The sequence below is a fragment of the Chryseobacterium sp. SC28 genome (genome assembly GCF_003932955.1).
Classification (GTDB): domain Bacteria; phylum Bacteroidota; class Bacteroidia; order Flavobacteriales; family Weeksellaceae; genus Epilithonimonas.
The window spans coordinates 17,425-38,400 of the sequence record NZ_QOVY01000022.1 but is presented as its reverse complement, the minus strand read 5'-3'; the positions used below and the strand labels follow the sequence as shown (position 1 = coordinate 38,400).

The 20,976-nt window shown below is 40.3% G+C and carries 23 protein-coding genes; 16 read left to right on the top strand and 7 right to left on the bottom strand.

Annotation, left to right across the window (positions count from 1 at the left end; translation table 11 throughout):
- Positions 1–177: 177 nt before the first annotated feature.
- The 7 genes from DTW91_RS11090 (at position 178) to DTW91_RS11060 (ending at position 7,347) form a co-directional block, all read left to right on the top strand.
- Positions 178–714, top strand: a complete 537-nt coding sequence (locus DTW91_RS11090) for an NADPH-dependent FMN reductase (protein ID WP_125203443.1) — start codon at positions 178–180, stop codon at positions 712–714.
- Between the two features lie 236 nt (positions 715–950).
- Entirely contained in the window at positions 951–1,943 is a 993-nt protein-coding gene (gene purM / locus DTW91_RS11085; RefSeq protein WP_125203442.1) for a phosphoribosylformylglycinamidine cyclo-ligase, read from the top strand.
- 75 nt (positions 1,944–2,018) lie between these two features.
- Positions 2,019–2,582, top strand: coding sequence for a phosphoribosylglycinamide formyltransferase (gene purN, locus DTW91_RS11080; RefSeq protein WP_125203441.1), 564 nt, complete (start codon positions 2,019–2,021; stop codon positions 2,580–2,582).
- A 115-nt stretch (positions 2,583–2,697) separates the two neighbouring features.
- A complete protein-coding gene (gene purH, locus DTW91_RS11075; RefSeq protein WP_125203440.1) occupies positions 2,698–4,215 on the top strand; it encodes a bifunctional phosphoribosylaminoimidazolecarboxamide formyltransferase/IMP cyclohydrolase in 1,518 nt (505 codons plus the stop codon).
- Positions 4,216–4,364: 149 nt separating this feature from the next.
- The gene (locus tag DTW91_RS11070; protein ID WP_125203439.1) at positions 4,365–5,534 is read left to right on the top strand and encodes a proline dehydrogenase family protein; all 1,170 of its coding nucleotides are present in this window, start codon (positions 4,365–4,367) and stop codon (positions 5,532–5,534) included.
- 155 nt (positions 5,535–5,689) lie between these two features.
- Positions 5,690–6,706, top strand: coding sequence for a T9SS type A sorting domain-containing protein (locus tag DTW91_RS11065; RefSeq protein WP_125203438.1), 1,017 nt, complete (start codon positions 5,690–5,692; stop codon positions 6,704–6,706).
- 122 nt (positions 6,707–6,828) lie between these two features.
- Positions 6,829–7,347, top strand: a complete 519-nt coding sequence (locus tag DTW91_RS11060; RefSeq protein ID WP_125203445.1) for a DUF421 domain-containing protein — start codon at positions 6,829–6,831, stop codon at positions 7,345–7,347.
- 52 nt (positions 7,348–7,399) lie between these two features.
- Here the strand turns inward: DTW91_RS11060 and pncA are convergent, their stop codons facing one another.
- Together pncA and pruA are read right to left on the bottom strand one after the other, a co-directional pair.
- The gene (gene pncA / locus DTW91_RS11055; RefSeq protein WP_125203437.1) at positions 7,400–8,005 is read right to left on the bottom strand and encodes a bifunctional nicotinamidase/pyrazinamidase; all 606 of its coding nucleotides are present in this window, start codon (positions 8,003–8,005) and stop codon (positions 7,400–7,402) included.
- A 170-nt stretch (positions 8,006–8,175) separates the two neighbouring features.
- Entirely contained in the window at positions 8,176–9,801 is a 1,626-nt protein-coding gene (gene pruA / locus DTW91_RS11050; protein WP_125203436.1) for an L-glutamate gamma-semialdehyde dehydrogenase, read from the bottom strand.
- 249 nt (positions 9,802–10,050) lie between these two features.
- On the opposite strand from pruA, the gene DTW91_RS11045 reads away from it, so the two are divergent.
- Positions 10,051–10,959: an AEC family transporter gene (locus DTW91_RS11045; protein ID WP_125203435.1), complete on the top strand. Its 909-nt coding sequence runs from the start codon at positions 10,051–10,053 to the stop codon at positions 10,957–10,959.
- A gap of 3 nt (positions 10,960–10,962) precedes the next feature.
- On the opposite strand, the gene trhA is transcribed toward DTW91_RS11045, so the two are convergent.
- Positions 10,963–11,598, bottom strand: a complete 636-nt coding sequence (trhA, locus tag DTW91_RS11040; protein WP_125203434.1) for a PAQR family membrane homeostasis protein TrhA — start codon at positions 11,596–11,598, stop codon at positions 10,963–10,965.
- Positions 11,599–11,755: 157 nt separating this feature from the next.
- Here trhA and dacB point away from each other — a divergent pair, with 157 nt between their 5' ends.
- Both dacB and DTW91_RS11030 read left to right on the top strand, forming a co-directional pair.
- Positions 11,756–13,129, top strand: a complete 1,374-nt coding sequence (dacB, locus tag DTW91_RS11035) for a D-alanyl-D-alanine carboxypeptidase/D-alanyl-D-alanine-endopeptidase (RefSeq protein ID WP_125203433.1) — start codon at positions 11,756–11,758, stop codon at positions 13,127–13,129.
- A 5-nt stretch (positions 13,130–13,134) separates the two neighbouring features.
- On the top strand, positions 13,135–13,620 hold the full coding sequence (locus DTW91_RS11030; protein WP_125203432.1) for a DNA-deoxyinosine glycosylase: 486 nt from the start codon (positions 13,135–13,137) through the stop codon (positions 13,618–13,620).
- 1 nt (position 13,621) lies between these two features.
- Here the strand turns inward: DTW91_RS11030 and DTW91_RS11025 are convergent, their stop codons facing one another.
- Positions 13,622–14,347 carry a shikimate dehydrogenase family protein gene (locus tag DTW91_RS11025; protein WP_125203431.1) on the bottom strand — a complete coding sequence of 242 codons (726 nt, stop codon included), beginning with the start codon at positions 14,345–14,347 and terminating at the stop codon, positions 13,622–13,624.
- A 228-nt stretch (positions 14,348–14,575) separates the two neighbouring features.
- Here DTW91_RS11025 and DTW91_RS11020 point away from each other — a divergent pair, with 228 nt between their 5' ends.
- The gene (locus DTW91_RS11020; protein ID WP_125203430.1) at positions 14,576–15,409 is read left to right on the top strand and encodes an aldo/keto reductase; all 834 of its coding nucleotides are present in this window, start codon (positions 14,576–14,578) and stop codon (positions 15,407–15,409) included.
- Positions 15,410–15,440: 31 nt separating this feature from the next.
- Here DTW91_RS11020 and DTW91_RS11015 read toward each other — a convergent pair whose 3' ends face one another.
- The 3 genes from DTW91_RS11015 to pyrH all read right to left on the bottom strand — a co-directional run bounded on the left by DTW91_RS11015 (position 15,441) and on the right by pyrH (position 17,517).
- Positions 15,441–15,806 (bottom strand): PleD family two-component system response regulator, encoded by a 366-nt coding sequence (locus DTW91_RS11015; protein WP_125203429.1) that lies wholly within the window; start codon positions 15,804–15,806, stop codon positions 15,441–15,443.
- Positions 15,807–16,065: 259 nt separating this feature from the next.
- Positions 16,066–16,620 carry a ribosome recycling factor gene (gene frr, locus DTW91_RS11010; RefSeq protein ID WP_125203428.1) on the bottom strand — a complete coding sequence of 185 codons (555 nt, stop codon included), beginning with the start codon at positions 16,618–16,620 and terminating at the stop codon, positions 16,066–16,068.
- 189 nt (positions 16,621–16,809) lie between these two features.
- Entirely contained in the window at positions 16,810–17,517 is a 708-nt protein-coding gene (pyrH, locus tag DTW91_RS11005) for a UMP kinase (RefSeq protein WP_125203427.1), read from the bottom strand.
- 112 nt (positions 17,518–17,629) lie between these two features.
- Here pyrH and porQ point away from each other — a divergent pair, with 112 nt between their 5' ends.
- From porQ to DTW91_RS10980, 5 genes are all read left to right on the top strand, one after another.
- Positions 17,630–18,697: a type IX secretion system protein PorQ gene (gene porQ / locus DTW91_RS11000; protein WP_185144775.1), complete on the top strand. Its 1,068-nt coding sequence runs from the start codon at positions 17,630–17,632 to the stop codon at positions 18,695–18,697.
- A 211-nt stretch (positions 18,698–18,908) separates the two neighbouring features.
- A complete protein-coding gene (gene cmk, locus DTW91_RS10995) occupies positions 18,909–19,586 on the top strand; it encodes a (d)CMP kinase (RefSeq protein WP_125203426.1) in 678 nt (225 codons plus the stop codon).
- 101 nt (positions 19,587–19,687) lie between these two features.
- On the top strand, positions 19,688–20,065 hold the full coding sequence (locus DTW91_RS10990; RefSeq protein WP_125203425.1) for a YtxH domain-containing protein: 378 nt from the start codon (positions 19,688–19,690) through the stop codon (positions 20,063–20,065).
- Between the two features lie 91 nt (positions 20,066–20,156).
- Positions 20,157–20,465: a phage holin family protein gene (locus DTW91_RS10985; protein ID WP_125203424.1), complete on the top strand. Its 309-nt coding sequence runs from the start codon at positions 20,157–20,159 to the stop codon at positions 20,463–20,465.
- A gap of 4 nt (positions 20,466–20,469) precedes the next feature.
- Positions 20,470–20,964: a phosphoribosyl-ATP pyrophosphatase gene (locus DTW91_RS10980; protein WP_125203423.1), complete on the top strand. Its 495-nt coding sequence runs from the start codon at positions 20,470–20,472 to the stop codon at positions 20,962–20,964.
- The last annotated feature ends 12 nt before the right edge of the window (positions 20,965–20,976 follow it).

Below are 20,976 nucleotides of genomic sequence, written 5' to 3'. Positions count from 1 at the left end.
AATTACCTCCAAAATCACATCTTTTACAATGATTCAATATCTCAATTTCTTTGTTTTCAAAAGAAGTTTGAACAAAATTAAAATGAATTTATCCTAAATGCACAACAGGTTACTATCCTATGTTAATTCTATCTGACAACGGGTTTTTTAAATTTGCAGTTCAAAATAAAAATAATTATGAGAATAATAGCTTTCGGTGCCAGCAATTCCAAGTCGTCCATCAATAAAATATTAGCTACTTATGCTGCAAATCAGTTTTCGGATGCAGAAGTAGAAGTTGTGGATTTGAATGACTACGAAATGCCCATTTTCAGCGTGGACAGGGAGAAGCACCACGGCATTCCGGAGTTGGCACTGAGATTTGCAGCAAAAATAGATACAGCGGATCTACTGATCATTTCTTTGGCGGAGCACAACAGCAGCTATACCGCTGCTTTCAAAAATATTTTTGATTGGATTTCCCGAATCAAAGACCGTAAGCATTTTGGAGACAAACCGGTTTTCCTCTTGGCGACGGCTCCCGGTCCTGGCGGCGGAAAGCACGTACTTGCTACTTTCGAAGCACGCGCGCCTTTCAGCGGCGCCCACATCATCCAAAGTTTTAGTTTAGCAAAATTTAATGAAAATTTCGAACCGAAAAAAGGCATTGTGAATGCTGACAAGAAAACCGAATTCGAAGAAAAATTGGAGCTTGTTAAAAACTTTTTTCGGTAAGCCTTTGGAATGTTATTGTCAGAATGCATAACTTTGTCATCAAATAAGGATAATGAAAATTCAACAAGTTCAGATAGGGAAATTTCCTAATTCTTGCCAAGAGAATTGCAAAAACACCTCTGAATTTGTGAAAAAAAATAGCGGCCGATAATCTCTACGATTGTCGGCTTTTTTTGTTTGACTATTGACTACTGAAAAATGAATACTATCGGCCTTTAATCCGATCAAAAATTAAAATGAGCAATACCTACAAATCTGCCGGAGTCGATAAAGAAGAAGGCTACAAAACCGTAGATAAAATAAAATCTGCCGTGGCCGAAACGCATAATAAAAACGTCCTCAATTCGCTGGGCAGCTTTGGCGCTTTCTACGAAATTGCGGGCTACAAAAACCCAGTTTTGGTTTCCGGAACCGATGGCGTTGGCACCAAGCTGAAAATCGCTTTGGACACCAAACGGTATGATTCTATTGGCATCGATTGTTTCGCGATGTGCGCCAACGATATTCTCTGCCACGGCGCAAAACCCTTGTTTTTTTTGGATTATTTGGCTTGCGGAAAACTCGATTCAGAAATTGCGGCCGAGATCGTTTTAGGAATGGTAAAAGCCTGCAAAGACAACAATTGTGCCTTGATCGGTGGCGAAACGGCTGAAATGCCGGGAATGTATCAACCCGGTGATTATGATGTTGCGGGATTCTGCGTGGGGATTGTGGAAAAAGACCAAATCATCGACGGCTCCAAGATCCAAAAAGGAAATAAAATCATCGTGATTCCAAGTTCAGGCTTTCATTCCAACGGATTTTCTTTGGTCAGGAAAATATTCTCAGATTTTGAAGAAGAATTTGAAGGAAAGCCTTTGTACGAAACACTCTTGGTGCCTACCAGATTGTATTATCAGGACATCCACAAAGTTCTGGAAGAGACGCCCCTCTGCGGAATAGCGCATATCACCGGTGGCGGATTGTACGAAAACGTTCCGAGAATCATTCCGGAAGGCCTTTGCGCAACTATCGATGCTTCTAAAATAAAAATCCCGACCATAATGCTGGAACTGGAAAAACGTGGAAATATCGACCGTCAAGAGATGTTTGGCACCTTCAATATGGGTGTGGGAATGGTTTTGGTAGCAGACGCCGAGCATAGCGAAAAAATTCTCGATCTTTTAGAAGATGCCTATGAAGTAGGAGAAATTACAGAAGGAAGAGAGAAAATAAAATTATCAATCTAGCAATTTAATATTGTATCAGGGTACCCATTAATTCATTGGTTAAATTGTTAAACTGATACATTGTTACATTAATTAATGAAGAACATCACCATTTTAATTTCAGGCTCGGGAACCAACCTTCAACGCATTATCGATTGTATTGATAGTGGCGAAATCCGAAATGCAAGAATCATCCAAGTGATTGCAGACCGAGAATGTTACGGACTGCAAAGAGCCGAAAAGCATCGCATTCCGACCCGATTGATAAAAAGAGGAAAAAATTTTTCTGAAGAACTTGATAAAGCCATCCCGCAAAATACCGATTTGATTGTGCTTGCCGGTTTTTTATCCATTCTGAAACCAGAATTCTGCGAAAAATGGAAGGGCAAAATCATCAATATTCATCCGGCCTTATTGCCAAAATTTGGTGGAAAAGGAATGTGGGGGCATCACGTTCACCAAGCCGTTATCGAGTCTGGTGAAAAAGAAAGTGGCGCAACGGTCCATTTTGTGACGTCGGGCATCGATGAGGGCGAGATTATTCTACAAAGAAAATTTGAAATCGATGAGAATGACACGCCAGAAACTTTAGCTGAAAAAGTTCATCAAGTAGAATACGATATTTTCCCCAAGGCCATAGATTTGGTTTTGAATAAATGATATCAAAAGATTAAAAATAAAATCTAAGTCAATAAAAGTAGAAATCCGGAGGTGAAAGAACCGGTGAGTCACAGTTTGAATAAGCTGTAAAAAGTAAAAATCGAAAGAAAAAAGTATGAGCAAAAAGAGAGCACTTATCAGCGTTTCTGATAAAAATGGTCTGGTAGATTTCGCAAGATTTCTCGAAGCACGAAACTACGAATTGATCTCCACCGGCGGCACCTTCAAGCATCTGAAAGACGCCGGATTAAGTCCGATTCAAATTGATGAAATAACCGATTTTCCCGAAATGCTGGATGGCAGAGTGAAAACCCTCCACCCGAAAGTTCACGGCGGATTGCTGGCTCTGCGTTCCAACGAAGCACATATGAAAACGGTTCGAGAGCACGGGATTGGTCTGATCGATATGGTGATCGTGAATCTTTATCCGTTTTTTGAAAATGTAAACAAAAATATTTCGCTCGACGAAAAAGTAGAATTCATCGACATCGGCGGCCCTTCGATGTTGCGCTCTGCCGCCAAGAATTTCAAATCCGTTGTGGTTCTTACCGAGGTTGATGACTACGAAATAGTGAAAAAAGAAATATCAGAAAACGGCGAATCAACGCTTGAAACCAGAAAAAAACTCGCAGGGAAAGTCTTCAATCTGACGTCGGCGTATGACGCGGCGATTTCCAAAATGCTTTTGGATGAAGAATATCCAACGTATCTGAATGCCTCTTTCAAAAAGGTTTCAGATTTACGTTACGGCGAAAATCCGCATCAGACGGCGGCATACTACACTTCGACTTTCGAAAATGGCGCGATGAAAGATTTCGACATTTTGGGAGGCAAGGAACTGTCTTTCAATAACTTGAGAGATATGGATTTGTGTTGGAAAGTGGTGAATGAATTCAAAGAGGAACTGGCTTGTTGCGCCGTAAAACATTCGACGCCTTGCGGCGTTGCGGTTGGAAGTTCGGCACTGGAAACTTATGTAAAAACGTTTGAATGCGATCCGATTTCGATTTTTGGCGGCATCATCGGGATGAATTATAAAGTAGATGCCGAGACGGCTGAGGAACTGAACAAAACCTTCCTCGAAATCGTAATGGCAACCGACTTCGATGATGAAGCTTTGGAAATCTTAAGAAAAAAGAAAAATCTGCGAATCATTAAAATCAAAAATCCGGTCACAGACAAGCAAACTTGGGTAAAAATAGACGGTGGAATGCTGGTGCAGAGCGCGGACAACCAGTTCTCCGAAGATATCAGGCTAATGACCAAAACCGCTCCCACAGAAGCACAAAAAAAAGCCTTGCTATTCTCGCAAAGAGTGGTGAAATATGTAAAATCCAATGCCATCGTGGTTTCAAACGGCGTTCAGGCAATCGGAATCGGTGGCGGACAAGTGAACAGGATTTGGGCAACGCAGCAAGCGATAGAAAGGGCAAAAGAGAAGTTTGACGGCGAGCTGGTGCTGGCTTCAGACGCGTTTTTCCCGTTCCGAGATGTGGTCGATTTTTGTGCGCAGGAAGGCATCAAAGCGATCATTCAGCCGGGCGGAAGTATGAGAGACAACGATTCGATAGAAGCCGCAAACGAACATCAAATCCCAATGCTGTTCACAGGAATGAGACATTTTCTGCATTGATTTTAAATCAATCCTTTAATTATTGATTCTTCTTGAAGTGAAAATTCTTAAAAAAATATCGAATATTTTTTGGAAAATCCGGACAGAATGAGCTTCATAAAATCGGTCGGCTTTCAAATTATATTTACTTTTGGGACAAAATTTAAAGAATGGGTATTTTCGATGATACAAAGCTGGCATTTGCCGATAAAACCGACGCTCAGCTCAGAAAAGCATATTGGATGTTCAAAGCGATCGAGCGGCCTGCGCTCACGAATATTGGGGTGTCTCTCCTTAATTTTACGATAAAAAATAATTTCCCTTTTGTTGACAAGATCGTGAAGCAGACGCTGTTCGAACAGTTTTGCGGCGGCGAAACCAGAGAAGAAAGTATGGCTGTGGTGCAGCAGATGTTCCGGCGGGGCGTGGGCAGCATCTTCGATTACTCTATTGAAGGAAAAGAAGAGGAGGAAACCTTTGACGCGGTTTGCAATGAGATCAAAAATATTGTAAAATTTTCAGTTGGCAATCCGGCCATTCCATTTATCGTTTTCAAGCCTACGGCGTTCGGTAGAATTGGTATTTATGAAGAAGTCGGGAAAGGAAAAGAACTTACAGCGAGCCAAAAAGAAGAGTGGAGCAGGGTGGAAAAGCGTTTTGACGAAGTTTGCAGACTTTGCTTTGAGCACGACAAAAAAGTGATGGTGGATGCTGAAGAATCGTGGATGCAAGACGCAGCCGACCAGCTTTGCGAAGAGATGATGGAAAAATACAATCGTGAAAAACCCATCGTCTGGAACACCCTGCAAATGTACAGAACCGGCCGCCTCGATTATATGAATGCTCATCTTGAAAGAGCTAATAAAAATGGCTATTTCATTGGTTATAAGATCGTTCGTGGTGCCTATATGGAGAAAGAAAGAGAACGTGCTGCTAAAATGAATTATCCCGACCCCATCCAGCCCAGCAAAGAAGCGACGGATGACAACTACAATGCTGCCATTGATTTTGTGATAACTAATATCGACAGGGTTTCCGGGTTTTTCGGAACGCACAACGAGAAATCTTCTGAATTGATTATCGATCGAATGAGAAGCAATCAATTTGAGCACAACAATCCGCATATTTATTTCGGACAGCTTTACGGAATGAGCGACAATATCACGTATTATCTTGCAGATAAACATTACAATGTCGCCAAATATCTCCCGTATGGTCCGGTGAAAGACGTGGTACCTTACCTAACGCGCCGGGCTCAGGAAAATACCTCCGTTGCGGGCCAAACCGGCCGGGAATTGACATTGATTGCAAGAGAACTCAAGCGACGAAAAAATATCTGAAAATTATCAAAAAACTGTTGGGCAGCGGTTTTCCCGTTTTGAATTCTATTGAGAAATATTATAGATTCAGAATATAATACATTTCTTGATTTTCTTTTGTTTTATATCTAAAAATTTGTATTTTTGTTTATCAAATTTTTAAAAATATAAACATTATGAAAAAAACTTTACTACTTGTTGCATCTTTAATGGCAGCTACCAACTTTGCCCAATCCTATGTGAATGGGGGATTATCGACCGGCTCAACAACGAACGGGGGAACTAATGCACCGGCTGGCTATACCTGGTCCGAATTGCAGAACAATACGGGAAATACTACCGAATCTAATACAACATTAGGCTTAGGAGGAACCTATTCATCTGTGACAGCTAATTACTTTCTTGCAGATGATTTTACCATTCCCGCGAACGAAAAATGGGAAATCAGTACAATAGATTTTTTTGCCTACCAAACGAACTATACTGGCACAACATCACCTTTCAATACGGTGAGAGTTAATATTTATAGTTCAGATCCGTCGATACCCGGCGCGGTCAGCGTATACGGAGATGATACGACGAACAGATTCTCCTCCAGTGCGAATGCGCAAATGTACCGAACCGGAAATACAATGGTGCCTATTGTAGTTGCGCCGACCACCAGTCGAAAAATTTGGCAAGTGACCGCCAGCACACCCACAACGTTGATGGGAGGGACTTACTGGATCAAATATCAGTTGCAAAATGTTGTGCAGGGAAATGCGGGATTTCTGCCGCCTGTTACTATTAAAGGCTCGCGCGGTCTCCCCGCTTTCAACGCAAAACAAAACAACGTAATTGCCGAGAGTTGGACAGATTTGCTTGATGCGGGTAATCCAGCCTCTGCACCGGATTATAATTTGGATATGCCCTTTGTTATTACATATACCAAAACTACCTTGGGAGTAACGGAAACGTTGCAATATGACAACAGAATGCAAGTCTATCCAAATCCTGTAAAGTCGACATTCCGAATCAACAATCCAGAAAAATTGCAGATTACGACTGTAGAAGTGTTGGATATATCCGGAAGAATAGTGAAAATTTTGAATGGCGCGGATGAGTTTGACGTTTCTGGTCTTGCAAAAGGAACTTATATGCTGAAAATCAAAAGCAATGATTTAACAAAAGTTACCAAAATGATAAAAGAATAACTTTTTATTTTGACATAGAAAAAAGTCCGCTGCAAGGCGGATTTTTTAGTTTTATTCAGTCCCAAAGTGTCTTCGTCTTTTGATAAATAATTTTCTATCTTTATTGCATAAATAATATGGATTTGAATCCAATCCTAGATATCGTCGTTCGCTCGCTTGCCGTTTATTTTTTTATGGTAATTGCCGTTCGGGTTTTCGGGAAGAACCAACTGTCACAGCTCAATGCGGGCGATGTCATTCTTCTTTTATTGATAAGCAATGCCGTTCAAAATGCAATGGTTGGTTCGAATAATACTTTGGAGGGCGGAATTATTGCAGCTTTAGTATTATTTGTAGCCAACTTTATCGTGAAGAAATTGATTTTCAAAAATCAGAAACTTAAAGAATTAATAGAAGATCAGCCGCATATTTTGGTAAAAGACGGTCACGTTTTTCCGGATATTCTGAGGAAAGTCCAAATATCAGAGGATGAGCTGGAAGAAGCCATCCACGAGCACGGCATCGAATCTGTTTCTGCTGTAAAGCTCGCTATTTTGGAAGTCGATGGTAATATTAGCGTAATCTCCATCGATAAAAATAGCAACCAAACGCATTATTCCAGACATAAAACAAAGCTCAAAAGGAAGCTCAGAAATCTTTAGAAATTTCGGGGAATTAATAAAATCAATCTCTACCTTTTTGAATGTTAAAATGTTAAGCCAACACCGTGACACCCTTTTCAATCAATTCATAAATCGTATTCTTCGCACTGTCCGGCTTTGCGTTCACCGCCTTCGTTCCGTTGAAATGTAAACAAGTGATAAATCCGGCATTGGCGGCGTCGGTGGCTGTGAACTTTACACAATAATCCAATGCCAACCCGGCTATTTCTACCAACTGAATATCGTGCTGTTTCAAATAATCCTCCAATCCGGTTTTCATAAAATGGTTGTTGTCTTGGAAACCACTGTAGCTGTCGATGTCCGGATTTTTTCCCTTTTGAATGATATGCGTCACTTTTTCGCGGTTCAGATCTTTATGAAACTCTGCGCCGAAAGTTCCCTGAACACAATGGTCCGGCCACATAAATTGTGAAACGCCATTAAGATTGATGGTTTCGCCCACTTTTCTCCCGTTGTTGGAAGCGAAACTTTTGTGGTTGGCCGGATGCCAATCTTGGGTGAGGACGATTTCGTCATAGATATTTTTTTCTGTAAGTAGATTGATGTATGGAATGATGCTGTTGGCGCCGGGTACTTCCAAAGCACCACCTTCGCAAAAATCATTCTGAACGTCAACTATTATTAATGCTTTTTTCATGGAAAATAATTAATATTTAAAAGAAAAGTCTCACAGAATATGATATGTGAATTAAAAATCTTGAGAAGTTCAAAATGTTTTTATTTCACTCTTTTTTGCCCTTTTGAAAATCTAAAATCAAAAAACTTGTGTGACTTTTGTGGTTTTATTATTTTAAACTTTAGAATTAATTATCCCAAATATGGATATTTATAATCCTTGGCCGGGACAAAAGTCTCTTTGATGCTCCGCGCAGAAACCCAACGCATCAAGTTCATTTTAGAACCTGCTTTGTCATTGGTGCCGGAGGCTCGCGAGCCGCCAAATGGCTGCTGACCCACGACTGCACCCGTAGGTTTATCGTTGATATAGAAATTCCCGGCAGCATTTTCCAACGCTTTGTAAGCCTCATCTATGGCATATCTGTCTTGCGCAAAGATCGATCCGGTCAAAGAATAAGGCGTGGAAGTGTCCACCAGTTTCAAAGTACTTTCCCAATTTTCATCTTCATAAACAAAAACGGTGAGGATGGGGCCAAAGATTTCTTCCACCATACTTTCGTAATAAGGATTGATGGTTTCGATAACCGTCGGATGCACAAACCAGCCTTTTTTGTCGTCGTATTTTCCGCCGATTATAACGTTTGCATCATTCGACGCTTCGGCTCTGTCAATATAAGCTTTGCATTTTTCGAAAGAATTCTTGTCGATCACCGCATTGACATAATTAGAAGGGTCTTCCGGAGAACCGATTTTGATGGTTTTGATTTGCGATGCCATCAAATCTTTCACTTGGTTCCAAATCGATTTGGGGATGTAAGCTCGGGATGCCGCGCTGCATTTTTGCCCTTGATATTCGAAAGCGCCTCTCACCAAAGCCGTTGCAACGGCTTCGATATTCGCAGAATGATGCACCATTACGAAATCTTTTCCGCCGGTTTCGCCTACAATTCTTGGGTAAGATTTATAGTGATGAATATTGTCGCCAATCATTTTCCACATCCCTTGGAAGACTTTCGTAGAACCTGTGAAATGCAATCCTGCAAAATCCGGATGCGCCAGCACTCTCTCCGCCGTTTCTTTTCCGTCGGTAAAGATCATATTGATCACGCCGTCTGGCAAGCCGGCTTCTTTCAAAACATCCATTGTCACTTTTGCTGCATAGATTTGTTTGTCCGATGGTTTCCAAACGACCACATTGCCCATCAAAGCCATAGAAGTCGGCAAGTTGCCCGAGATGGCGGTAAAGTTGAAAGGCGTGACTGCAAAACAAAAACCTTCCAAAGGACGGTACTCCACACGGTTCCAAACGCCCGGGTCGGAAACGGGTTGCTCTGCATATAGTTCTGTCATAAATTCTACATTATAACGTAAGAAATCTATGAATTCGCAAGCCGAATCGATCTCTGCCTGATGGACATTTTTGGATTGCCCAATCATCGTGGCGGCGTTGATGACGTCTCTGTAAGGTCCTGCCAAGAGATCTGCCGCTTTGAGAAAAATGGATGCGCGCTGCTCCCAGCCCAAAGCATTCCATTTGGCTTTTGCAGCAAGCGCAGCTTCTATTGCCATATCGACGTGGGACATATCGCCTTGGTAATAGAATCCGAAATCGTGATGATGGTCGTGGGGCGATGTCAACTGTATTTTAGTTTCCGTTTTGATTTCTTTCCCTCCGATAATCATTGGGATTTCTGTTTTTTCTTTCCACATTTTTTTGTAGGTAGAAATTAGGCTTTTTACCTCGTCAGAACCTGGAGAATATGCGTTTACAGGTTCGTTTTGAGCAAAAGGCACCTGAGAAATGGCTTTGGACATAATTAATATTTTATTTTTTACAAATTTACAATAAGCATTTTAAAACAGCAATTGAATGGTAATGATTTAGTTTTGATATTATTTTTATATATTAAATCACTAATAATCAACCAAATATGATTGGTTTGTACAAACTTTAATAACTCAGAAATTGATCAATAATTAATAAATTTTAGAATATATTTTTACGGATTTTGTATTCCGATTGTCCTTCACTTGTTTACATTTGTGGAATATTTTGTTTTCCAAATGATCAATTTTGTTCTGATAATAATCTGTATTGCCGCCGGAATGATTTTCAAATCGACAAAATCGATTCATCCCGACGCTCACAAAGGCATCAATACTTGGATCATCTACTTGGGTTTACCCGCTGTTTCCTTCAAATATTTGCCAAAAGTAGATTGGTCTCCGGAAATATTCTTTCCTATCTTAAGTGCCGTTGTCGCAGCAGCCGGAAGTTGGATTTTTATGATGATCTATTCTCGATCCAAAAACTATTCGCAAAGATCCAGAAGCACTTTGGAACTTGCGAGTGGCTACAGCAATACTTCGTTTATCGGCTTTCCGTTGGTTACTGCTTTTTTTGGAGAGCAGTACCTCAGCATCGCCATCATCTGCGATCAGACGATGTTTCTAATGCTCTCTACGATGGGAATTGTCGCAGCCGTGAAAGGCGGAAGCAAATCGGGAAAAGTGAGTTCTAAATTCATACTGAAACGCCTATTCACATTTCCGCCATTTTTAGGTTGCATCGCTGCGCTCGTTTTGTCCCGATTTTTCAATCTTGATTTTGCCAATCCTTTATTTGATAAGTTGGCCGCTACCGTGATCCCGTTAGCCCTATTTTCCGTTGGATTGCAGTTGAAATTTAATGGATGGCAAAAACTGATTCCGCAGATTTCTACCGCTTTGTTGTACAAATTGATTTTGGCACCGATGATGATTTTGTGCATCGCATTAATTTTTGGGATCAAAGGCAATATGGCGAAAATCACCATCTTCGAAGCGGCGATGCCAACCGTCGTCACGTCTAGTATCATTGCAGAGCAGTTTCGGCTGAATACCAAACTTATCAATCTTATTATCGGCATCAGTATCGCTGTCGGATTTGCAACGACGGCGGTTTGGTTTAGGATTATTGAATATTTTTTTTAAAACTTAAGGAAGGATAAAAAAGAAAATGGCGCAGAAATGCAGAATGCTACCGCCTAAAACAAACAGATGCCAAATGGGATGATAAAACGGTTTGCTGTCTTTTGCATAAAAATAAATGCCCAAACTATAGCATAATCCACCAAGAATAATAAAAAGTAATGCGCCGCTCGAGAGGTTGTCGATCATCGGTTTGATGGCGATAATGGCCGTCCAGCCCATTAGGGCATAGATTGAAAGCGAGATTTTTTCATTCTGCCGCAGCGGCGAAAATTTGAAGATAAAGCCAATCAACGCCATTCCCCAGATGACGCCAAACATACTCCAGCCCCAAACGCCTTTCAGACCGAGCAACGCAACGGGCGTGTAAGTTCCGGCAATCAAAAGGTAGATGCAAAGATGATCTATCCGCTGAAAAATTTTTTTCCATTTCAACCGGTAAGCGGCGTGGTAGATGGTGGATGCCGAGTACAAAAGAATCAGACTAATTCCAAAAACAAGAGAAGAAATGAGCGCAATCCGATTCCCGCTGCGGACGGAATAGTAAAGCATCACAACCAAAGCCACAACGGACAGCACCGCACCAAGACCGTGCGTCACCACGTTGTAAAATTCTTCTTTTTTGCGATTCTTTTTTGGCATTACAATAATGAACTTAATTTTAACAAAGTTAATCATTACATTTTTAAAGCAAAAATATTAGTGCAGATTTTGCCCGAAATGTAAGCTCTTGGATGCAGGCTATTGATTAATCCTTGATAGGAAACTCAAAAATCCTTAGTTTTGATAAAAATTATCGATGAAGATTTTCCTTATAATTCCGCTATTCATCTTTCAAAATCTTTTTTCTCAATCCGTTTCGGCAGCATTGGAAAAATCGGTCAAAGAGATGATGGCTTCTCCCAATGCGTTGGCGGCCAGCCTTTCATTTTATGTTTCGGATGACAATGGTAATCTGATTTATGAATATAATGGCAACAAAGGCTTGTCCACCGCGAGCACACAGAAGATTTTTACTTCTGCTGCAGCTTTGGAAACATTGGGGAAAGATTATCAGTTCAAAACCACCGCATCCTATTCCGGGAATATTTCGAATGGTAATCTGGATGGCGATTTTTACATCGCTTCCAACGGAGACCCGACTTTGGGAAGCTGGCGATACGAAGATTATAAACCGGAAAAATTCAAACAAAAATTATTAGAAGCCATAAAAAAATCGGGGATCAAAAAAATATCAGGAAACCTCATTGTCGATGATTCTTATTTTGATTTTCAAAGCACGCCGGGCGGTTGGCCGTGGAACGATCTCGGGAATTATTATGGCGCGGGAACCTTTGGAGTCAACTGGAGAGAGAATCAATTTGATATAAATATTAATGGCAATCAAATCAAAAATTTCTCGTACAATCTAGAAAACGTATTTTGGATCAATGAGTTGAAAACTGGCGGAAACTCCGATCAAAGTCTGATTTTCACAGCGCCACATTCCGAAACAGCCTTGATTAATGGCACTTTGCCAGCCGGAAAACTAAGCACTGTGTCGGGAGCTACGCCAAATCCGCCATTACAGCTCGCCGTAGAAATTAAAAAACTCTTAGATGAAAACGGAATTTTAGTTTCGGGAAAAGCGACGACTTTTTACAATGAAAAACTGCAAGGAATAGCCGTGTCAAAAGTGCCAGCTCAGCATCAAATTTTCGAATACAGATCGCCAACGTTGGACAAAATCGTTTATTGGCTGATGCGCAAAAGCATCAATCTCTACGCCGAAACATTGATAAAAACAATGGCAAAAGAAAAGCGAAACAACCCAAGTTTTGAAACCGGCATCAACTTCCTAAAAGACTTTTGGAAATCTAAAGGAATCCATCCGAATATGATTAATTTCGCTGACGGCAGCGGACTTTCGCCGCAGAATTATGTTTCGGCAAAAGCTCAGGTTCTGGCCCTGATATATTCCAAAAAGCAAAACTGGTTTGATGCTTTTTACGACGGTTTTCCCACCCAGAACGGCATCAAAATGAAAAGCGGAACGATAAAGGACAGCAAGTCGTTTGCGGGTTATCAGACTTCCAAAAGCGGTAAGAATTATGTGTTTTCTATTATTTTGAACAATTATCAAGGTGGAAGTATCAGCAATGCACTTTTCAAAGTTTTGGATAATCTGAAATAAAAAATATGAACAGAATCAGTTCCTTTGCGCCGGTCGTAGATAATCATTCGAAAATCCTGATTTTAGGCTCTGTTCCGGGCATAAAATCTTTGGAAATGCAACAGTATTATGCGCATCCGCAAAATCAGTTTTGGAAATTGATGTTCTACCTTTTCGATGAAGAATTTTCTTCCAATTACACCGAGAAACTCCGCTTGCTTAAAAGACATCATATCGCGCTGTGGGACGTCATCGAAAGTTGTGAAAGAAAGGGTAGTCGGGATACTGAAATCAAGGATGAAATTGATAATAATATTCCAAAATTGATTGAAAACCATCCCAATATCCAGACGATTTTCTGCAACGGACAAAAATCTTACAAAAACCTTCTCAAAATCGTAGGCAAAGATTTCAGATTGCCGATTATAGTTCTACCTTCCACAAGTCCGCTTCATACGGTGAAGTTTGAGGAGAAATTAGAAAGTTGGAGGGTAATTCGAGACTATTTATAAATCAGCTCTTCCAAATCTCCCAAGCCTTCTCCGCCTGCTGTTCCAGCATATAAAATCCATTCAAAGTTGTGGCTCCTTTTTCTGCAGATTTTCTAAGGAAAGCAGTTTCGGAAGGATTGTAAATCAAATCGATGACGTAATGTCGATCCGTAATGGCATCAAAAGGAAACGGCACCGAGTCCTCGACGTTAGGGTAAGTGCCAACTGGGGTAGTCTGGATAATGAGTAAGGAATCTTTAACCAATTCTTCTGAAATGTTTTCAAAATTAATTTCGGATTTTCTCGAAACGGTTGTATGCTCGATATGATGTTTGTCCAAAATATATTTCACCGCTTTTGCAGCGCCGCCGTCGCCGAGGATCAGGGCTTTTCGGTGATGCTCTTTTTTATGGATAAGCAAAGATTTTTCAAAGCCGAAAGCGTCGGTATTGTAACCAATTTTTTTTCCGTGTTCGAAACTAATGCAATTGACTGCGCCGATTTCAGAAGCCTCGCCACTTAGCTGGTCCAGAAGAGGAATGATCGCCTGCTTGTAAGGAATTGTAACATTCAAGCCCCTAAGATTTGGGGTTTCTAATAAAAGATCTACGGCTTCGATTTCGGGAATGTCGAAGAGCTCATATCGATAATCTATTAGCAATAATTTCTTGAATTTTTCTTCAAAATATTTTTTGGAAAAGGAATAGGAAATATTTTTTCCCAGCAATCCGAAAACTTTTTCTTGCATCTTTCAAATGTATAAAATATTAAAAAACGAATGGCAAAAATTTTTTGAAATAGGAAACAACCTTTAGTTTTTTGGGGTCATAAAGTCTTTCAGAGAATTTTTTATGAGAATTGTTTCTCTGTGATTTGTCGGAAGATCGTTTCAAGAAATAAATCATATCATTTTTTGCAGCAGATTTTTGAATGGCGTAAATTTAGCTGTTAAAATAAACTAAAAGGGTAAACAGATATGAAACAAGTATTTCTAAACAACGGCACCGAAATTCCCGAAATAGGATTTGGCACTTGGCAGATGACAGAAGGCGTAAAAAAAACTGTCAAGACGGCTCTGAAAGCGGGCTATACGCATATCGACACTGCCGATATCTACGGAAACGAAGCGCAAATAGGGGAAGCAATCGAGGAATCCGGAATCGACAGAAAAACCTTGTATCTTACCACCAAAATCTGGAACAGCAACAGAAGTGCCGCAGGCGTGCAACAATCTGTGGAGCAATCTCTTAAGAAACTGAGGACGGATTATATAGATTTGCTTTTGATCCATTGGCCGGCGAATGAAAAGCAGTTTACGAACTGGAAAGACATCAATGCAGAAACTTGGAAAGCGATGGAAAAACTGACTAAATGCGGGACTGTGAGATCCATCGGTGTCAGCAATTTTCTTGTACCCCATCTGACGGCGCTTTTAGAAACCGCAGAAGTAGTACCTGCCGTAGATCAAATTGAATTTCATCCGGGCTACACACAATCGGAAACGGTCGAGTTTTGTCGGGAAGAAGGCATCGTCATAGAAGCTTGGAGTCCGATAGGCTCTGGCAGATTGCTGAAAGATCCGGAGCTGAAGGCAATGGCGGATAGATATGGTGTTTCACCAGCCATTCTTTGCATTCAGTTTTGTCTGCAAGCCGGAGCGGTCGTTTTGGCGAAATCGGAAAATCCGGAGCATATTAAAAATAATCTTCACTTCGAGAGATTCCACATTTCGCACAGTGATATGAAAGCGCTGAAAAATTTAAAGGAAAGCGGTTTTTCCGGCATGCATCCCGCTAAAGTGGATTTCTAAGCAGAAAAGCAGGGAGGCGGTTCCTCATAAATTACCTCCCGGAGTAATATCTAATTTTTTCTACAATCTCGCCCAGATCAAACGGTTTTGGGATGAAATCTATTGCCCCGCTTTCAATGGCAGTATCTCCCAAACCTCGGCTGGCAGACATAATAACAACCGGAATATTTTTGAAATCTTGATGTGCCTTAATCATTTTGCAAATATCCCGACCATCCTCTCCGGAAAGCCACATATCCATCAGAATCAAATCTGGTTTTGATGAGGTTGTAAGCGCGTTGAACATCTCAGAACCTTTTTCATAATTATCAACCTCAAAGCCTTCCATATTGAGCATTATTTTTACAGAATCCAAAATGGCAGGACTATCATCTACGACTATAATTTTTTTAGGCATTTTAATAATTTTACTGAAAATTAATAAGAGAATTTGGATTTTTACGGAATTTCTAAAAGAACAATCCCCAAGTTCCTTCGAAAGGAATTGACAAAAATCTTGCCAGCTCTTAGTTTTTGCCCTGCCAAATTTTTTTTATTTCTTCGCGCTACCACGCTTTTTTTAAATTGGCACGCTGTTTTTGTAGTAAAACTTTTTTTAAAACGAGTCCTTATTGCCTTATAAACCTAAAAACCCCGCAAGTCTTGGAACAAAAAGTTTAGACTTTTAGGATTTCAGCTTCTTTTACTTTGTAAGCATCGTCGCATTTTTTCACATAGGCGTCTGTAAGATCTTGGATGTCTTTTTCTACTGCTTTGATGACGTCTTCTGCGATGCCTTCCAACTTTTTCAGTTCTTTGTTGGCTTCCTGTCGGGCAGTTCGGATGACCACTTTCGTTTGATCGGCTTCGCTTTTGGCCAGCTTGGCAAGGTCTCGTCGGCGTTCCTCGGTCAATGGTGGAACATTGATGATGATCACATCGCCATTGTTGGACGGGGCAAATCCAAGATTAGAGTTGATAATTCCTTTTGCAATCGCACCAATGGCGGTTCTGTCCCACGGCTGAATGGAAAGCGTCATCGCATCTACCACAGAAACGTTGGCCACTTGGTTCAGAGGCGTCGGTGAGCCGTAATATTCTACCATTACATCCTGCACCATCGAGGTGGAAGCGCGGCCGGCTCTTATTTTTTGAAATGCGTGATCCAAATGCTTGATTGCAGCATCCATCTCTTCCTTTGCGGAGGCTACAATGCGTTCTAATTCTTCCATTGTATATTTAAAATTTTGATAATTGACTTATAAAAGATAAAAGATAAAAGATAAAAGATAAAAGATAAAAGATAAAAGATAAAAGACAGCTAACAATTAACAATTAAACCATTAACAATTAACAATTAACAATTAACAATTAACAATTAACCATTAACCATTAACAATTAACAATTAACAATTAACCATTTATACGCTGACGAGCGTTCCCACCATTTCGCCGTTTACCAATTTTTCCAGATTTCCTTCCTTGTTCATATCGAAGACTATAATCGGCAATTTGTTTTCCTGGCTGAGTGTGAAGGCAGTCATATCCATTACTTTGAGGTTTTTTTCAAACACCTCGTCGAAGGATAGGCTGTTGAATTTTATTGCCTCCGAATTCTTCTCAGGATCGCTGTCGTAGATGCCGTCAACTCTGGTTCCTTTTAAGATCACGTCTGCATCGATTTCTATGGCTCGCAATGTTGCGGCAGTATCAGTCGTGAAATAAGGATTTCCTGTGCCGGCGCCGAAGATGACCACGCGGCCTTTTTCCAGATGGCGCACGGCTTTTCTTTTGATAAATGGTTCGGCAACTTTGTCCATTTCTATGGCAGATTGCAATCTGGTAATGATTCCGGCATCCTCCAGAGCGCCTTGCAGAGCCATTCCGTTGATCACGGTTGCGAGCATTCCCATATAATCTCCCTGTACCCTGTCCATCCCCGAAGCGGCGCCTGCCAATCCTCTGAAAATGTTGCCACCACCGATTACGATGGCAACTTGGCAGCCTTTATCGACCACTTTTTTGATTTCAATAGCGTATTCTTTCAGCCTGTCGTTGTCGATCCCATATTGGCGTTGACCCATCAGTGCTTCGCCGCTGAGTTTCAGAAGGATTCTTTTGTATTTCATGAACTTTGCTAATTATCGTTTTATCACTCAAGTGAACTGTCAGTGCTTGATATTCACTTTTTATTTTGATTTTTGACTGTGCAAATATAATGAAAGGAATAGAATTACGTTAATGAAAAAGATAGTGCAGCGAAATTTTGATACGATTGAAAATAGATTATTTTTGCAAAGCTTAGAAATAGTGTTGAAGAAGTTTTACCCTCTTTTTTTTATCGTAATTTGCAATGTGGTTTTTTCTCAAACGGGAACCACGGTTTATCAGTTTCTTAATATCCCGATGTCTCCAAGACAGGCCGTTTTGGGCGATGCCATTTCGGTTCGGGATTATGATGTGAACTTTACCGCTGCCAATCCTGCATTGATGAATCTTGAGATGGATAAGATGCTGTCTGTAAATTATGCTGCCTATTTGGCAGATACCAAAATCGGGAGTATCAGCTATGTCCGCGATTTGGAATACGGACATTTGGTCTCCTTCAATGCGAAATATTTGGACTACGGTTCTATGCCGAGAACCGATGAAAACTCCGTCATCAACGGGGATTTTTCGGCGATGGATGCTGCCGTGGGAATTGGCTATGCTTATCAGTTCGAGGATAACTGGACCATCGGCATCAACGGTAATTTTGTGACTTCCAAAATCGACACCTACTCCTCTTCAGCTATTACTGCGAATGCCGGGGTCACTTATTATTTTGATAAAAGCAAAGAAACACTTTCGCTTGTTTTCAGGAATTTTGGTTATCAGATCAAAGCTTATAATGGCGTGAAGGAGAAATTGCCTTTCCGAGTGGATTTGGGATATACCAAGATATTGGATGAGTTTCCGGCTGCCATTACCGTTACGGTTCACGATCTCCAAGAGCCCGATATTTCTGCCACGACCGATATCAACGGGCAGCCGACAAAATTTGGAAGAAAGGTTTTGGATCATTTTTCTTTCGGCGCAGAACTGTTTCCCGGCGAGGCATTTAATCTCAGATTTGGATACAATGTGAAAAGAGGCGGCGAACTGGCGGTTTTGGATCAAAGAAGTTTCACGGGATTGTCTGCCGGACTGAGTATTAAGATTTCATCGTTCCGTTTCGATTATTCTCACTTGCGTTATCACAATTCTTCCAATGTCAATATGTTTGGTCTTACGATGGATCTCGTGGAATTGGGTGGAAACAGGCGATAAAATCAGGAAACAGGAGACACGAATAAAGAGACAAGAATAAAGAATAAAGAATAAAGAATAAAGAATAAAGAATAAAGAATAAAGAATAAAGAAACAAGAATAAAGAAACAAGGTAAAAGGTTTACCAATATTACAAAAGGCGGAAGCATTTTTAAATCTAAATCTTTCAATTTCATAATGTCAAAAGCTCAGAATTTTTTAATTTTGTGCTATGACAAAAAAACCGGTTATCGCGATCGACGGGTTTTCCTCAACAGGGAAAAGTTCTATTTCCAAAATCATTGCAAAAAATCTTGGTTTTATTCATCTGGATACCGGTGCGCTGTACAGAGGCATCACCTATTATGCGCTTCAAAATTGCTTAGATGAAGAGCAAACAATTGACATCGAAAAGTTAATAACCTGTCTGCCCCATATTCAGTTGGAATTTCAGAATGTGGATGGAGAACTGGAGCTGTTTCTCAATGGTAAAAACATCAACAAAGAAATTCGTTTTCCGCAGGTTTCGGACAACGTAAGTCGCGTGGCGAAAGAAGCAGCAGTCCGAAACTTCTTATTGCAGATGCAAAGAGACTTGGCCGCGAAAGGGGGCGTGATCATGGATGGCAGAGATATTGGCACGGTGGTTCTGCCCCATGCAGATTACAAATTTTTTATGACTGCCGGCCAAGAGGAACGTGCCAAAAGGCGTTTCACAGAGCTGCAAACTGCCGGCGAAAAAACGGATTTCGAAACCGTGAAGCAAAATCTGCTCTCGCGCGACAAAATAGACAGCGAGAGAGAGATTTCTCCTTTGAAACAAGCCGAAGATGCAATTTTGATCGATAATACCAATCTAACAAAAGAGCAGACCGTGCAGCTGATTTTGTCCTATCTAAAAAAGTTTTAACAAATTTTAAGACATTTTTTGTCTCTTTGGCATTTTAGTTGTAAATTTAATTACCATAAAAAACACATTTTACTTTAAATTAACCCAAATATATTATAACAATGTCAAAAAGATCAAACTCAGCAGCGGTGCTTGCTGCATTGCTTGCAGGCGCAGCGACCGGAGTAGTTTTAGGATTGCTCTACGCACCGGAAGAAGGTAAAGAAACCCGAAAAAAAATCAGAGATAAGGCTAATGACCTTAAAGAAAAAGCAGCGGACGAATATGCTAAAACTACAGAGGTACTGAAAGATAAATATTCTGAAGTTTCGCATAACGTGAAAGATAAATATAATCAATTATCTTCAACTTTCAAAGATACTGCCCAAAATGTTGCTTCTACAGTGAAGGACAGCTACGACAAATATAAAGATCAAATCGTGTCTAAAACGAGTGATGTGATCAAAGACGTAGAAACCGAATTGGAGGAGCTGAAATAGACCTAAAATTTTAAGTTTTCGAAAGGAATTTAGTTTCTAAATTCCTTTTTTTATAATGCAACGTGCAATTTATATTAAATAAAGACAGCTTATGATTGAAATTATAAAAGATTATGCGGCTAAAAGGGTAGAACTTCTGAAGATACAGATCCAGGAGAAATCATCGTTGTCGGCTGGTACGATTGTATTTGTGTTTTTGATAGCCGTGGTGTGCTCGTTCTTCGTTCTTTTCTTTAATTTCGGCATAGCATTTCTTATTGGCGAATCGTTGGACAGCGATGCCTATGGTTTTCTGATTGTTGCCGGATTTTATTTGCTATTGACGATCATAGTACTGTTATTCAAAAAATTAATTATAAAATCTATTGCCAATAAGCTAATCGGTTTTCTAAAAAAATAAAAATATGGCAGCCAAATACAAGAACCTGAGTGCATTACAAACTAAAAAAATACTGTTGAAACAGGAAATTGAAAGTTTGGAAGATCTTCTCACTTTCAAGGATAAAAAAGAAAGTCTGAGTGCCATTACTAACGGATTTACAGATCAATTTCTGAAAGAAACAGTAAACAAGGAGGGTAAAAAATCGCTCGCCTTGGACACTCAAAATTTAATGAAAAAAATTGCTTCCGAAATAAAAGAAAAATCCTCTAAGAACAATCTTCTGAATTTGGCAAACGACGGCGTGCAATCCGGATTGCTGGGGACGGCAGCTCAGGTAGGAACAGTCGCGTTGGTAAGCAATTTCGCAAAAAAAAATATGATGAATAAAAACTGGAAAAGAAGAATCCTGGGATTGGCTCTGGTCTATCTTGCGCCTTATGCACTGAGGTATATCAGGAAAAAACTGGATGAGTATCAGAGGAATAAGACCACGGCCAGTATGGAAAAATTGATCTAAGTTTTTTCTATA

Excerpts from the sequence above, each read along its gene's own strand:
- cmk (WP_125203426.1), top strand. The coding sequence starts at position 18,909 with ATGACAAAAAAACCGGTTATCGCGATCGACGGGTTTTCCTCAACAGGG.
- pyrH (WP_125203427.1), bottom strand. The coding sequence starts at position 17,517 with ATGAAATACAAAAGAATCCTTCTGAAACTCAGCGGCGAAGCACTGATG.
- trhA (WP_125203434.1), bottom strand. The coding sequence starts at position 11,598 with ATGCCAAAAAAGAATCGCAAAAAAGAAGAATTTTACAACGTGGTGACG.
- DTW91_RS11015 (WP_125203429.1), bottom strand. The coding sequence starts at position 15,806 with ATGCCTAAAAAAATTATAGTCGTAGATGATAGTCCTGCCATTTTGGAT.
- DTW91_RS11020 (WP_125203430.1), top strand. The coding sequence starts at position 14,576 with ATGAAACAAGTATTTCTAAACAACGGCACCGAAATTCCCGAAATAGGA.
- pncA (WP_125203437.1), bottom strand. The coding sequence starts at position 8,005 with ATGAAAAAAGCATTAATAATAGTTGACGTTCAGAATGATTTTTGCGAA.
- frr (WP_125203428.1), bottom strand. The coding sequence starts at position 16,620 with ATGGAAGAATTAGAACGCATTGTAGCCTCCGCAAAGGAAGAGATGGAT.
- dacB (WP_125203433.1), top strand. The coding sequence starts at position 11,756 with ATGAAGATTTTCCTTATAATTCCGCTATTCATCTTTCAAAATCTTTTT.
- purN (WP_125203441.1), top strand. The coding sequence starts at position 2,019 with ATGAAGAACATCACCATTTTAATTTCAGGCTCGGGAACCAACCTTCAA.
- pruA (WP_125203436.1), bottom strand. The coding sequence starts at position 9,801 with ATGTCCAAAGCCATTTCTCAGGTGCCTTTTGCTCAAAACGAACCTGTA.
- DTW91_RS11045 (WP_125203435.1), top strand. The coding sequence starts at position 10,051 with ATGATCAATTTTGTTCTGATAATAATCTGTATTGCCGCCGGAATGATT.
- porQ (WP_185144775.1), top strand. The coding sequence starts at position 17,630 with ATGAAAAAGATAGTGCAGCGAAATTTTGATACGATTGAAAATAGATTA.
- purH (WP_125203440.1), top strand. The coding sequence starts at position 2,698 with ATGAGCAAAAAGAGAGCACTTATCAGCGTTTCTGATAAAAATGGTCTG.
- purM (WP_125203442.1), top strand. The coding sequence starts at position 951 with ATGAGCAATACCTACAAATCTGCCGGAGTCGATAAAGAAGAAGGCTAC.
- DTW91_RS10985 (WP_125203424.1), top strand. The coding sequence starts at position 20,157 with ATGATTGAAATTATAAAAGATTATGCGGCTAAAAGGGTAGAACTTCTG.
- DTW91_RS11065 (WP_125203438.1), top strand. The coding sequence starts at position 5,690 with ATGAAAAAAACTTTACTACTTGTTGCATCTTTAATGGCAGCTACCAAC.
- DTW91_RS10990 (WP_125203425.1), top strand. The coding sequence starts at position 19,688 with ATGTCAAAAAGATCAAACTCAGCAGCGGTGCTTGCTGCATTGCTTGCA.
- DTW91_RS11070 (WP_125203439.1), top strand. The coding sequence starts at position 4,365 with ATGGGTATTTTCGATGATACAAAGCTGGCATTTGCCGATAAAACCGAC.
- DTW91_RS10980 (WP_125203423.1), top strand. The coding sequence starts at position 20,470 with ATGGCAGCCAAATACAAGAACCTGAGTGCATTACAAACTAAAAAAATA.
- DTW91_RS11090 (WP_125203443.1), top strand. The coding sequence starts at position 178 with ATGAGAATAATAGCTTTCGGTGCCAGCAATTCCAAGTCGTCCATCAAT.
- DTW91_RS11030 (WP_125203432.1), top strand. The coding sequence starts at position 13,135 with ATGAACAGAATCAGTTCCTTTGCGCCGGTCGTAGATAATCATTCGAAA.
- DTW91_RS11025 (WP_125203431.1), bottom strand. The coding sequence starts at position 14,347 with ATGCAAGAAAAAGTTTTCGGATTGCTGGGAAAAAATATTTCCTATTCC.